The organism is Enterovibrio coralii (assembly GCF_001559595.1).
Classification (GTDB): Bacteria; Pseudomonadota; Gammaproteobacteria; order Enterobacterales; family Vibrionaceae; genus Enterovibrio; species Enterovibrio coralii.
The window spans coordinates 102,250-115,788 of the sequence record NZ_LNTY01000058.1; the positions used below are offsets into that span (position 1 = coordinate 102,250).

Here is a 13,539-nt window from a genome sequence, read left to right on the forward strand (position 1 = left end):
ACAACTTGCTAAAACGAACAGGCAGAACTGATGCCGATAACAAGTCTAAAAAACCTTTTGGCACCCTGGTACGAACTGGAACAGGATGTCGTTATCTCAGGATTGACGCTGGATAATCGCCAACTTCAGTCAGGGGATGTTTTTGTGGCCGTTCAGGGCCATGCATTGGATGCGCGAAAATTTATTCCTGCTGCCATTGAAGCAGGTGCTGTTGCGGTTATTGCTGATGATGGCGATACCCAAGGTCAGTTTGATATTGAAATGCGCGGCAATGTGCCTGTCATTTCTTTCCCGCACTTAAAATCCACCTTGTCCGAGCTTTCTGCGCGCTACTATCAATTGCCAAGTCAGGCGATGACAGTGATTGGCGTGACAGGCACCAATGGTAAAACGACCATTAGCCAGTTGGTGGCGCAGTGGATTGATTTGTTGGGCGGTAAGGCGGCGGTCATGGGCACAACCGGCAACGGTTTTCTTTCTGCCCTAGAGCCTGCACCTAACACCACAGGCAGTGCGTTAGACATCCAAGCGCAACTGGCGCGTTTTCATTCAGAAGATGCCACGCATGTGGCGATGGAAGTCTCTTCCCACGGTTTAGTTCAAGATCGCGTGAAAGCGGTTGCTTTCGATGCGGCAATTTTCACTAATCTCAGCCGTGATCATTTGGATTATCACGGCACCATGGAAGCGTACGCAGAAGCGAAACTGCGTTTGTTTACCCATTACGGCACGTCGGTGTCGGTGATCAACGCGGACGACTCTGTCGGCGCAGAATGGCTTCGCAGCATGCCAGAAGCCATCGCTGTTTCTATGACGGAATCTGGCGTAGCGTTTCACCCGGGTCGCAAGCTATGGCTGACCAAGGTGGAGTATGCAACCAGCGGTGTGAGCATTTCCTTTGATTCAAGCTGGGGCGCGTCGAGTTTCACGGCTCCGCTAGTGGGAGAGTTCAACGTAATGAACCTCTTACTCAGCCTGACAACCCTGCTTGGCCTTGGCTACGAAAAAACAGCCTTGATGGCAACTGCCTCTCAGCTTCAAGCCGTGATTGGCCGCATGGAAGTTTTTCATCATCCTGACAAACCTATGATGGTTGTGGATTATGCTCACACCCCCGATGCGCTGGAAAAGGCCCTGCTGGCTTTGCGTCGTCATTGTGAGTCCAAGCTCTGGTGTATTTTCGGCTGCGGCGGTGACCGTGATACTGGCAAACGCCCGATGATGGCGGAAATTGCAGAAAATCTCGCAGACCAAGCCATTTTGACCGATGATAACCCTCGCTCTGAATCTCCACAGCTTATCGTTGAAGACATGCTGAAAGGGATGTCTAACCCAGATGACGCCATTGTTCTTCATGACCGCGCTGAAGCCTGTCGCTATGCCTTTGAAAATGCATCGAAAGACGATGTGATCTTGGTTGCAGGTAAGGGGCATGAAGACTATCAGGTTCTTGCTTCTGGGACGATCCACTATTCAGATCGTGAAACCGTACAAGCACTGCTGGAGGGAGACGTATGATTCCAGTTACATTGAGCGCGCTTTGCGACGTGCTACAAGCAGATCTTGTCGGGCAAGATGAAACGATCACGGCGGTATCGACCGACACCCGTACCTTGGGTAACGGTGCCTTGTTTGTGGCACTCATTGGAGAGCGATTTGATGCGCACGACTTTGTGGCGACCGCAAAAGAAAACGGGGCCTCTGCGCTGCTGGTCTCCAAAAAGGTAGATGTCGATTTACCTCAGCTGGTGGTAGAAGACACCAAGCTCGCACTGGGACAACTCGGTGCTTGGGTCAAATCGCAATGCCACGTTAAAACCATTGCCCTGACCGGCAGCTGTGGGAAAACCACAGTCAAAGAAATGCTGGCTGCGATTTTGTCTCGCAAAGGACAAACGCTGTATACCGCAGGCAACTTTAACAATGACATCGGTGTGCCGTTGACCCTGCTTCGTTTGCAACCGTCTGATGAGTTTGCGGTGATGGAGCTTGGTGCTAACCACATCGGTGAAATCGCCTACACCACCCAATTGGTGAAGCCTGACGTGGCATTGGTCACCAATCTTGCGGCTGCGCATTTGGAAGGCTTTGGCTCGCTTGCCGGTGTGGCAAAAGCCAAAGGCGAAATTTACGAAGGTTTGGCAGCAGGTTCGCTAGCGATTGTGAACTTAGACAGTCAGGGCGGCGAGGCATGGTCTGCAGTCTTGGCAGACAAGCACGTGCAAACCATGACGGTGAAAGATAGTCCGGCAGACTTTCACGCGAAGAACATGCAGCAAATTGATGGCGGTTGTTATGCCTTTGATTTGGTCACGCCAAACGGTACGTTTCCTGTGTCATTGAGCTTGCCAGGTGAACACAACGTTGCAAACGCCGTGCTTGCGGCGATGGCTGCCCTGAGCATCGACAGTATTACCATGGACGATGTGGTGGCGGGCTTGGCGTCAGTCGCACCAGTGAAAGGGCGCGGAGCGATCAGCTTCCCTCGTCCGAATCTTCGATTGATTGATGACAGTTACAACGCCAGCCTTGCAGCAATGAAGGCGGCGGTTGATCTGCTAGACGGTTTTGAAGGCGAAAAAGTGATTGTGCTTGCTGATATGGCTGAGATGGGGGAACACTCTGCCTCTGTGCATCAAGAAGTCGCCGATCACCTCGCCAAGGCATCGATTCAAACTGTTATTACCCATGGACCAGCCAGTGCTGTGATTAGTGCGCAGTGTGGTGGTCAGCATTTCGAGCAAAAAGACGCGCTGATTGCGCATGTAGTAGAACTCATGAAAACAAAACCTGAAGTGTCCGTGTTGGTGAAAGGTGCCAACGGAATGAAGATGTGGGAAGTCGTCTCAGCCATTGAGGAGGCAGTCACATGCTAGATTGGCTATCGGATCTTCTGACACAACATTTCTCTTTCTTCCGTCTGTTTGACTACCTAACGTTCCGTGCGATCTTGAGTGTCCTGACAGCACTTTTACTCTCCCTTTGGATGGGGCCTCGCCTTATCGCACGCCTTCAGATGCTGCAAATAGGCCAGGTTGTTCGCAACGAAGGGCCTGAATCTCACTTTAGCAAGCGTGGTACGCCGACAATGGGCGGCATCATGATCCTAACGGCAATCACTGTGACTGTGCTGCTGTGGGCAGATCTTTCTAACCCTTACGTGTGGGCAGTATTGTTCGTCACGTTAGGCTATGGCGCGATTGGTTTTGTGGATGATTACCGCAAAGTGGTGCGCAAGAACACGGACGGTTTGATTGCGCGCTGGAAATACTTTTGGCAATCCGCCATTGCGCTGATTGTGGCGTTTGCACTTTACGCACATGGTAAAGATACCGCTGCTACCCAGCTTGTGGTGCCTTTCTTCAAAGATGTCATGCCGCAACTTGGCTTGTTCTACGTTGTGTTCACTTACTTCGTAATTGTGGGCACCAGTAACGCGGTGAACCTGACTGACGGTCTGGATGGTTTGGCCATCATGCCGACGGTGATGGTTGCAAGCGGTTTTGCTTTTATTGCGTGGGCGACGGGCAACGTGAATTTTGCTGAGTACCTGCACATTCCGTACATCAAAGATGCGGGTGAGTTGGTGGTCGTTTGTGCTGCCATTGTGGGGGCGGGACTTGGTTTCCTCTGGTTTAACACTTACCCAGCTCAAGTCTTTATGGGCGATGTTGGCTCACTGGCTTTGGGCGGTGCGTTAGGCACAATTGCCGTGCTGGTGCGTCAAGAATTCTTGTTGGTGATCATGGGCGGTGTATTCGTGATGGAAACCCTGTCAGTGATCTTGCAGGTGGGGTCATACAAGCTGCGCGGTCAACGTATTTTCCGCATGGCACCCATTCACCACCATTATGAGCTCAAAGGCTGGCCAGAGCCGCGCGTAATTGTACGATTCTGGATCATTACACTGATGCTGGTTCTTGCTGGACTAGCAACACTGAAGGTGCGTTAAATGAACACGGTAGCCGCAACAAAACGCATTGTGGTGATAGGGCTCGGTATGACCGGGCTCTCCGTCGTTATGCACCTTGTGAAAAAAGCCGACGGCGCAACCATTCAAGTGATTGATACCCGAGACAATCCTCCGGGTGCGGATCAGCTTCCTGCAAATGTCGAGCTTTATGCGGGTGGCTGGAACATGGACTGGCTGTTAAGCGCTGACCAAATTGTTGCGAGCCAGGTATCGCATTGGCTACGCCAGCACTTCGCGCTGCGGCGGAAAAAGGCATTGAGATTGTCGGCGACATTGAACTATTCGCCCGCGATGTGAGCGCGCCGGTGATTGGCATTACCGGCTCAAACGGCAAAAGCACCGTCACAAGCCTGATGGGTGAAATGGCCAACGCTGACAGCGTCAATGTCGGCGTGGGTGGCAACATTGGTTTTGCCGCATTAGACATGTTGGCAAACAACCACGATTTGTATGTGCTTGAACTGTCAAGTTTCCAGTTGGAAACGACCTCGTCACTCGACATGACGGCGGCTATCTTCCTGAACCTGTCTGAAGACCATATGGATCGCTACGACGGCATGGAAGATTATCGTCAAGCCAAGCTACGTATTTTCGACCAAACCCAACTGGCGGTTTGGAATCAGGATGACGTACAAACCAAAGCACCTGAGTCAGTCAATGCCATTAGCTTTGGTTTTACTGAAGGGGATTACACACTGACCCTTCGTGATGGCGAAGAATGGTTGACCGCAAAGGGCGAGCAAGTCATGGCGGTGTCTGACATTGCCTTGGTAGGCCGTCATAACGTGGCAAACTGTCTGGCCGCAATGGCGTTGGCCGATGCAGCGGGTGTGTCTCGTGATGCGCAACGCGCCGCAATGCGTGAATACCGCGGTTTGCCACACCGTTGTCAGCAAGTGATTAAACATGATGGCGTGCTTTGGGTGAACGACTCCAAAGCGACCAACCCAGCAAGCACCTTGGCTGCGCTTGATGGTCTTCAATTGGCGGGTAAGTTACACCTTCTTGTGGGGGGCGACGGTAAAGGTGCGGAGTTCTCTTCACTGAAACCAGCTTTAGATAAGCTCGATGTTGCGCTTTACTGCTACGGCCGTGATGGTGATGCGTTTACCTCACTGGTGGCTGAGCCTATCGTGGTTGATACCATGCAACAGGCGATGGATATCGCAGCGAAAACCTCGAAAGCGGGCGACATGGTGTTGCTTTCACCTGCGTGTGCCAGCTTCGATCAGTTCCAAAACTTCATGGTGCGCGGCGACACCTTTGCGGCTTACGCAAAAGAGATTGCTGCTCGTCATTCAGAGGAGAGTATCTCAGGATGATGGGCATTAAGTGGGAAGACATCAATGTCTGGCGTTGGGTATCTAAACCAGCGCCAACCGCTTTGTATGACCGCCAACTGGTATGGCTTTCTTTTGGGTTGATGATGGTGGGCCTAATCATGGTGTCATCCGCATCAATCCCCGTCTCGACCCGTCTGGTCGATCAGCCGTTTTACTTTGCAATGCGTCAGGGTGTCTACCTCATCGGTGCGCTGATCATTGCCGGGCTCGCCATGCAAATTCCGCTGTCTCGCTGGCAGCAACTCAGTGTCCCTATGCTGTTAACCTCACTAGTTCTCCTGTTTGCGGTCTTGTTTATCGGCCGCTCGGTGAACGGTGCGGTGCGCTGGCTGCCACTGGGTGTGATTAACCTGCAGCCTGCAGAAGTATCAAAGCTTTCTCTGTTCTTGTTTATCTCTGGCTACCTTGTCCGCCGACAAGGGGAAGTGCGTGAAAGCTTCCGAGGCTTTTTCAAGCCGCTCGCGGTGCTTGTGGTGATTGCAGTGCTCTTGCTGGCGCAGCCTGACTTGGGGTCGGTCATCGTAATGTTCGTGACCACAGTGGGCATGCTCTTTATTGCGGGCGCAAAGCTTTGGCAGTTTGGTGCGCTCCTTGCCACAGGCCTTGGCTTGGTGGGCTTGTTGATTGCCGTTGAACCTTATCGTGTCGCGCGTGTGACGTCCTTCCTTGACCCTTGGGATGACCCGTTTGGGAAAGGTTACCAGCTCACGCAATCATTGATGGCGTTTGGTCGTGGTGATTGGTGGGGGCAAGGGCTCGGAAACTCGATTCAAAAATTGGAATACCTCCCAGAAGCGCACACGGACTTTGTTGTGGCCGTGCTGGCAGAAGAGCTTGGCTTAGTCGGCGTGACGCTGGTGCTTCTGATGGTGTTTGCGTTGGTGTTCCGCGCGCTCTTTATCGGTAAACGATGCCTTGAAAACGACCAGCTCTTTGGGGGCTATCTTGCGTTTGGTATCGGTATCTGGTTTGCGTTTCAGGCACTGGTTAACGTCGGTGCTGCCGCGGGCATTATGCCAACCAAAGGTCTTACGTTGCCGCTGGTAAGTTACGGTGGCTCGAGTTTATTTGTTATGTCTACAGCGGTTGCGCTGCTGTTGAGGATTGACCACGAATATCGATTGGAAACCTCACAAGCGCACCAGCGAATTGTGTCTCATGAAAAACGAAAAAGAACAAAAGAATAAACGACTACTTGTCATGGCCGGCGGTACGGGTGGTCATGTTTTCCCAGGGCTTGCTGTGGCGCAAGAGCTTCAGCAACAAGGATGGGAAATTCGCTGGTTGGGAACCGCAGACCGAATGGAAGCGGAACTTGTGCCAAAACATGGTATTGAGATCGACTTTATTCAAGTAAAAGGGCTGCGTGGTGCAGGGTTTGCGCGTAAACTGCTTTCCCCTTGGATGATCTTGAACGCGGTGTTTCAGGCGAGAAAGTACATCAAACAATGGAAGCCTGATGCCGTGTTAGGCATGGGTGGTTATGTTAGCGGTCCGGGTGGGCTGGCAGCATGGCTAAGCGGTGTGCCCGTCGTGCTTCACGAACAAAATGCCGTGGCGGGTTTGACGAACAGCTGGTTGGCAAAGATTGCCAAACGTGTGTTGCAGGCATTCCCGGGCGCATTTGCAGATAAAGAAGTGGTAGGTAACCCGGTTCGAAAAGACGTGTGTGAACTGCCACAGGCTCCCGCCTATCAAGATGGCGAGCCACTAAAGGTATTGGTGATGGGCGGAAGCCAAGGGGCGAGAATCCTCAACCATACCGTGCCAGAGGCCATTGCTTTGTTAAAACGCCCGGTTGTGGTGAGACACCAAGCGGGCAAAGGCGCAAAGGACGATACGCAAGCGAGATACCAAGCCTCGGGCGTTGAAAGCGTCGACGTGACCGAGTTTATCGACGATGTTGCAGCGGCTTATCAATGGGCTGACATGCTGATTTGTCGTTCGGGCGCATTAACCGTTTCAGAAGTGTCGGTGGCGGGCGTCCCGCGATCTTCGTGCCATTCATGCACAAAGACCGCCAACAGGCACTGAATGCTGAGCATCTGGTAAGCAGCGGTGCTGCTTTGATGCTGGAACAGCCAGATCTGACAGCGCAAAAGCTGGCAGACCTATTAGAGAATCAGAATTCAACGTCTTTGACGGCCATGTCAGACGCCGCACGAAAAGCGGGCATCAAAGATGCCGCAGTGCGCGTGGCAGATGTCATCAAAGAAGTCGCAAATTAAGAGAAGAGAGTGATGGGCAAGTTTGATAGTCACCAGTTAGAAAAAATTCGCACCATGGTGCCAGAAATGCGCCGTGTGAAGCGTATCCACTTTGTGGGTATCGGCGGTGCCGGTATGTGCGGTATTGCTGAAGTTCTGCTGAATGAAGGCTACGAAATTACTGGCTCAGATCTGTCTGAGAACGCAGTAACTCAGCGTTTGGAAAGCAAAGGTGCCAAGGTCTTTATTAGCCATGCGGAAACCAATGTGGAAGGCGCGAGTGTGGTGGTTGTGTCTACGGCTATTCGACAAGACAACCCAGAACTGGTGGCGGCGAAAGCGGCGCGCATTCCAGTAGTACGCCGCGCAGAAATGCTGGCAGAGCTGATGCGTTACCGTCACGGTATCGCGGTTGCAGGTACGCACGGTAAAACCACCACCACAGCACTGACCACGCTGATCTATCAAGAAGCGGGTCTGGATCCAACGTTTGTAAACGGTGGTCTGGTGAAAAGTGCTGGTACCAATGCACGTCTAGGTTGCAGCCGTTACCTGATTGCAGAGGCCGATGAGAGTGATGCGTCATTCCTTCACCTGCAGCCAATGGTCGCGATTGTGACCAACATTGAAGCTGACCATATGGATACGTATGGCGGCGATTTTGGCAATCTGAAGCAAACCTTTATCGATTTCCTGCACAAACTGCCTTTCTATGGTCAGGCGGTGATGTGCATCGACGATCCTGTGGTGCGTGAGCTGATCCCAACGATTGGCCGTCAGGTCATCACGTACGGCTTCGCTGAAGACGCAGATGTGCAACTGAAAGACTACCGTCAGGAAGGTCAAAAGGGCATCTTCACCATTTTGCGTAAAGACAAGCCTGAGCTGCACATCGAACTGAACATTCCTGGTCGTCACAACGCATTGAACGCAACCGCGGCAGTGGCTGTGGCAACCGAAGATGGTGTGGAAGATGACGCTATCTTGCGCGCATTGGCAAGCTTTGAAGGCACGGGGCGTCGTTTTGACCAACTGGGTCTGTTCCCAGTGGATGATGGCGAAGTTTTGCTGGTGGATGATTACGGTCATCACCCAAGTGAAGTGGACGTGACCATCCAAGCTGCACGCGCGGGTTGGCCTGATAATCGCTTGGTCATGGTATTCCAACCGCACCGCTACAGCCGCACACGTGATCTTTACGATGACTTTGCAAACGTGCTTGAGCACGTTGATGTGCTGCTGATGCTGGATGTGTATTCCGCGGGTGAAGCACCGATTGCGGGCGCAGACGGTCGCAGCTTGTGTCGTACCATTCGCAGCCGCGGCAAGATTGACCCGATTTTTGTACCGGATGTTGATGCGCTGCCAGCAGCGTTGGAAGCTGTTATTCAACCGGGCGATTTGGTCCTGACACAAGGCGCGGGTGACATCGGTAAAGTGGCCAGAAAACTGGCTGAATTGAAACTGGATAGAAAAGCACTGAGTGAGCAAAGCTAGAAATCAAAGTGTGCTTGCAGCACACCATAACTGGTTGATGTCTAACTTTTAACCTGTTTTTGGTGGTTTTGCATGTATTTGATCTCAGCTTCATCACTTCTGTGTTAAGAAGGGTTGGTGACCTGTCAAACTGACCGTTATAATCGGTCGGCTTTGCAATTAGTAAAGCGGCAGGTTGCCCATCAAGAGCGAGGCAATTGCCAGATATGACGCAAATGACGGCAGAAGACTTACCGGCTCAACCTTCAATGTTGAAATCGCATTGGGGGGGCTGGTGTTTTTGGTATTTGTCATTCTGGCTATCGTTTGGTCTTTGCTCCGAGTACTGGCTTGGATGGGGGATGAGCAGCAGCTCCCTTTGTCCCAGATTGTTGTACAAGGTGATTTGCAGCATGTGTCGCCTGCTGACGTGAGAAACGCAGTGTTAACACTGGGGACACTCAAAAGCTTTATGCTGCAGGATGTCGACACCATTCATGAAGCGGTGGCATCACTGCCTTGGGTGGCAAACGTTGCAATAAGAAAGCAATGGCCAGATACGTTGAAAGTCAATGTGACAGAATATCAACCTGAAGCGGTCTGGAATGGGTCTCGATTGCTGGATACCCATGGTGTGGTATTCAACGCCAAACCCGAAGACGTGAAAGACCTGCATCTGGTCTCTCTTCATGGCCCAGAAGGCAGTGAAGAAGAAGTATTACAAGTGTGGCGGGAGCTGAGAAATATTTTGGCCCCGACGGACTATCAAATCGCCGCGCTGGCGCTCAATGAGCGACGCTCTTGGCGAATTGTGACTCGAGACGGTGTGCGTATCGAGTTAGGGCGAGAGTCCAGAGACGAAAGATTAGAACGGTTTGTTGGGCTGATTAAAGATATCGACGCAACAGGCCGAACAATTCAGTACGTGGATTTGCGCTATGACACTGGTGCTGCGGTGGGCTGGAAAGCCCCTGATCAAGCCAGTAAAGAGTAAACCTGAGAGTAGGTGGGATGAAACAGACAGCTGACAGACCTTTGATTGTTGGGTTGGACATCGGTACTTCAAAAGTATCGGTGGTAGTCAGTGAAGTGCTGCCAGATGGCGCCGTCAATATATTGGGCGTTGGCACCACTCCATCTCAGGGGATGGATAAAGGTGGTGTAAACGATCTGGAATCTGTCGTGAAATCGGTAGAGCGTGCAGTCAATGACGCTGAGCTGATGTCAGATTACAAGATCCGCTCCGTATTTTTGTCGCTGTCAGGCAAACACATTCACTGCCAGACCGAGCGAGGCATGGGCACCATCTCCGACGAAGAAGTCACGCAAGACGACGTGGACATGGTGATTCACACGGCGAAGTCCGTGAAAATCAGTGATGAGCAACGTGTACTCCATGTGATTCCACAAGAGTACAAGATTGACTACCAGGAAGGGATTAAAAACCCAGTCGGGTTGTCAGGCGTCCGTATGGAAGCCAGCGTACACCTGATCACTTGTCACAATGACACCGCAAGAAACATTGAAAAAGCGGTTGAGCGTTGTGGCCTGAAAGTTGATCAGTTGATTTTCTCTGGGCTGGCAGCCAGCCATGCAGTGATCACTGCGGACGAGAGAGAATTAGGTGTTTGCGTTGTCGATATCGGCGGCGGAACCATGGACATTGCGGTATGGACTGGTGGTGCACTGCGCCACGCAGCGGTTATCCCATACGCCGGTAATGTCGTTACCAGTGATATCGCGTATGCCTTCGGCACGCCACTGAGTGATGCAGAGAAGATTAAAGTCAGACACGGCTGCGCACTGAGTGAACTGGTAAACAAAGATGCAAAAGTTAACGTCCCAAGTGTAGGCGGCCGTCCTTCGCGCAGCCTGCAACGACAGACGTTGGCGGAAGTTATTGAGCCTCGCTGCAGCGAATTGCTGGGGTTGGTACAGCAAGAGCTGGAGCGAGTTCAGGAACGCCTACGTGCACAAGGCGTTAAGCACCAGTTAGCGGCAGGCGTTGTCCTGACCGGTGGTGCGGCACAAATGCAAGGGTTAGTGGAATGTGCAGAACGTGTATTCCAGAACCAAGTTCGTGTGGGACTTCCTGAGGGAGTCACGGGGTTGACTGACTATGTCAACACACCGGTCCATGCGACATCGGTTGGTTTGCTGCATTACGGCAAAGATAACCTATTGAACGAAACGAGCGAACCAGAGCCTAAGCGTACTGTATCCGGAATGTTCAGTAAGCTTAGTGGCTGGCTTAAGAAAGAATTTTAAACCTGATGCGAACAGGAAAGACGGAGAGAACACATGTTTGAACCGATGATGGAAATGTCCAACGATGCGGTAATTAAAGTCGTTGGTGTTGGCGGCGGCGGTGGTAATGCAGTCGAACACATGGTACGAGAGTCAATTGAAGGTGTTGAGTTCATCACCGTCAACACGGACGCTCAAGCTCTGCGTAAAACTGCGGTTAGCACTGTTATTCAAATCGGTGGTGATATCACCAAAGGCCTAGGCGCGGGTGCAAACCCACAAGTAGGTCGCGAATCTGCGATGGAAGATCGCGAAGCGATTAAAGCTGAGCTCGAAGGTGCCGATATGGTATTTATCGCAGCGGGTATGGGCGGCGGTACCGGTACCGGTGCAGCACCTGTTATCGCTGAGATTGCGAAAGAGCTGGGCATTCTTACTGTAGCGGTGGTGACTAAGCCATTTAGCTTTGAAGGAAAGAAGCGCATGGTATTTGCTGAGCAGGGTATCGATGAGCTTTCTAAGCACGTTGACTCACTGATCACTATCCCGAACGAGAAGTTGCTGAAGGTTCTGGGTCGCGGCATTACGCTGCTGGACGCGTTTGCGAAAGCTAACGACGTACTGCGTAACGCTGTTCAGGGTATCGCTGAGCTGATCACCCGTCCTGGCCTTATCAACGTCGACTTTGCAGACGTCCGTACCGTGATGTCTGAAATGGGTCATGCGATGATGGGTAGCGGTGTTGCAACCGGCGAAGATCGTGCTGAAGAAGCTGCAGAAATTGCGATTTCTAGCCCACTGTTGGAAGACATTGATCTTGCAGGTGCGCGTGGTGTTCTCGTAAATATTACAGCTGGTTTCGATATGCGACTGGATGAATTCGAAACTGTGGGTAACACTATAAAAGCGTTTGCGTCTGACAATGCGACGGTTGTTATCGGAACTTCTATGGACCCAGAGATGTCTGAAGAGTTGCGAGTAACGATTGTAGCGACAGGTATTGGCAATGAGCGTAAGCCTGACATTACTCTGGTTCCTGGTTCTCAAAAACCTGCGCCAGTAGAAAATAAGGCACAGCCTTTGCAAGAAGCTCCTAAAGCGGCAACGAACGTGCCGGCTGGTCGTCCAGCAGAACAGGTAGCTCAGCCACAGACGAACGTTGCGCCTAAGCCGAAGCAAGAACAAGACTACTTAGATATTCCAGCCTTCCTGCGTAAGCAGGCAGACTAATCTAGGCGGTGCTTGGTTTGTGAGCAGCAGCATGTTATCATGCTGCCCGTTTTGCCCTTTTGTGACACCGTAATGGGTGATTTGGGGCGCAAAAAATTTAAGTTGGGAATGGCAGATGATTAGACAACGAACATTAAAAACTATTGTTCAAACGACCGGAGTTGGTTTGCACTCTGGCCGTAAGGTCACGTTGATCCTGCGCCCGGCAGCAGCTAACACAGGTGTTATCTACCGCCGTACAGACCTTAACCCGCCAGTGGACTTCCCAGCGGATCCAGCGTCTGTACGCGACACCATGTTGTGTACTGCATTGGTAAACGACGAAGGCGTTCGTATCTCTACCGTTGAGCACCTTAATGCGGCGCTGGCGGGTATGGGTATCGACAACGTTATCGTTGAAGTTGACGCACCAGAGATTCCGATCATGGACGGCAGTGCTAGTCCGTTTATCTATCTGTTGCAATCAGCGGGGATTGAAACTCTTAATGCTCCAAAACGTTTTGTGCGCATTAAGAAACCTGTTCGCATCGAAGACGGCGACAAGTGGGCTGAGTTGTTACCTTACGACGGTTTCCGCTTGGATTTCGCTATCGACTTTAATCACCCAGCGATTGAATCAGAGCAACAGAATCTGGTGCTAGATTTCTCTTCGAAATCGTTTATCAAAGATATCAGCCGCGCACGTACATTTGGCTTTATGCGTGATATTGAATACCTTCAATCACGCAATCTGTGCCTTGGCGGCAGCTTTGACTGTGCAATTGTTTTGGACGACTACCGTATCCTGAACGAAGAAGGCCTGCGTTACGACAATGAGCTAGTGAAACACAAAGTACTGGACGCGATTGGCGACCTTTACATGTGTGGTCACAACATCATTGGTGAAATGCGCGCATACAAGTCAGGTCACGCGTTGAACAACCAGCTTCTACGAGCAGTGCTTGCTGACCAAGAAGCGTGGGAATGGGCAACATTCGAAAACGAACAAACATTGCCAGTGACGTTTGCACAACCAGGCATGGTTCTCGCCTAAGAGCCTAAAAAGCCTTAGAAAAAACCGGAG

At 51.7% G+C, this 13,539-nt stretch carries 9 protein-coding genes and 2 pseudogenes; all 11 read left to right on the forward strand.

From position 1 onward, the window contains the following. Nucleotides 1-30 precede the first annotated feature (30 nt). The 11 genes and pseudogenes from murE to lpxC all read left to right on the forward strand — a co-directional run bounded on the left by murE (nucleotide 31) and on the right by lpxC (nucleotide 13,509). On the forward strand, nucleotides 31-1,518 hold the full coding sequence (gene murE / locus ATN88_RS22105) for a UDP-N-acetylmuramoyl-L-alanyl-D-glutamate--2,6-diaminopimelate ligase (RefSeq protein WP_067419716.1): 1,488 nt from the start codon (nucleotides 31-33) through the stop codon (nucleotides 1,516-1,518). After that, the gene (locus tag ATN88_RS22110) at nucleotides 1,515-2,876 is read left to right on the forward strand and encodes a UDP-N-acetylmuramoyl-tripeptide--D-alanyl-D-alanine ligase (protein WP_067419717.1); all 1,362 of its coding nucleotides are present in this window, start codon (nucleotides 1,515-1,517) and stop codon (nucleotides 2,874-2,876) included. Before murE ends, ATN88_RS22110 begins: the two co-directional genes overlap by 4 nt. Beyond that, nucleotides 2,870-3,952: a phospho-N-acetylmuramoyl-pentapeptide-transferase gene (gene mraY / locus ATN88_RS22115; RefSeq protein WP_067419718.1), complete on the forward strand. Its 1,083-nt coding sequence runs from the start codon at nucleotides 2,870-2,872 to the stop codon at nucleotides 3,950-3,952. The genes ATN88_RS22110 and mraY overlap by 7 nt, the downstream gene beginning before the upstream one ends. Then, nucleotides 3,953-5,295 (forward strand): annotated as a pseudogene (gene murD, locus ATN88_RS22120) (UDP-N-acetylmuramoyl-L-alanine--D-glutamate ligase). It begins immediately after the preceding gene. Then, nucleotides 5,292-6,503 (forward strand): cell division protein FtsW, encoded by a 1,212-nt coding sequence (gene ftsW, locus ATN88_RS22125; protein ID WP_067419719.1) that lies wholly within the window; start codon nucleotides 5,292-5,294, stop codon nucleotides 6,501-6,503. Before murD ends, ftsW begins: the two are co-directional and overlap by 4 nt. After that, nucleotides 6,475-7,544 (forward strand): annotated as a pseudogene (murG, locus tag ATN88_RS22130) (undecaprenyldiphospho-muramoylpentapeptide beta-N-acetylglucosaminyltransferase). Before ftsW ends, murG begins: the two are co-directional and overlap by 29 nt. Nucleotides 7,545-7,556: 12 nt before the next feature. Further along, nucleotides 7,557-9,020 (forward strand): UDP-N-acetylmuramate--L-alanine ligase, encoded by a 1,464-nt coding sequence (gene murC / locus ATN88_RS22135; protein WP_067419720.1) that lies wholly within the window; start codon nucleotides 7,557-7,559, stop codon nucleotides 9,018-9,020. 175 nt (nucleotides 9,021-9,195) lie between these two features. Next, nucleotides 9,196-9,993, forward strand: coding sequence for a cell division protein FtsQ/DivIB (locus tag ATN88_RS22140; RefSeq protein WP_232313479.1), 798 nt, complete (start codon nucleotides 9,196-9,198; stop codon nucleotides 9,991-9,993). 17 nt (nucleotides 9,994-10,010) lie between these two features. Continuing rightward, the gene (gene ftsA / locus ATN88_RS22145; RefSeq protein ID WP_067419721.1) at nucleotides 10,011-11,267 is read left to right on the forward strand and encodes a cell division protein FtsA; all 1,257 of its coding nucleotides are present in this window, start codon (nucleotides 10,011-10,013) and stop codon (nucleotides 11,265-11,267) included. A 33-nt stretch (nucleotides 11,268-11,300) separates the two neighbouring features. Then, complete coding sequence (ftsZ, locus tag ATN88_RS22150) at nucleotides 11,301-12,476, forward strand: cell division protein FtsZ (protein WP_067419722.1); 1,176 nt, start codon at nucleotides 11,301-11,303, stop codon at nucleotides 12,474-12,476. A 115-nt stretch (nucleotides 12,477-12,591) separates the two neighbouring features. Continuing rightward, nucleotides 12,592-13,509 (forward strand): UDP-3-O-acyl-N-acetylglucosamine deacetylase, encoded by a 918-nt coding sequence (gene lpxC / locus ATN88_RS22155; RefSeq protein WP_067419723.1) that lies wholly within the window; start codon nucleotides 12,592-12,594, stop codon nucleotides 13,507-13,509. Nucleotides 13,510-13,539 lie beyond the last annotated feature (30 nt).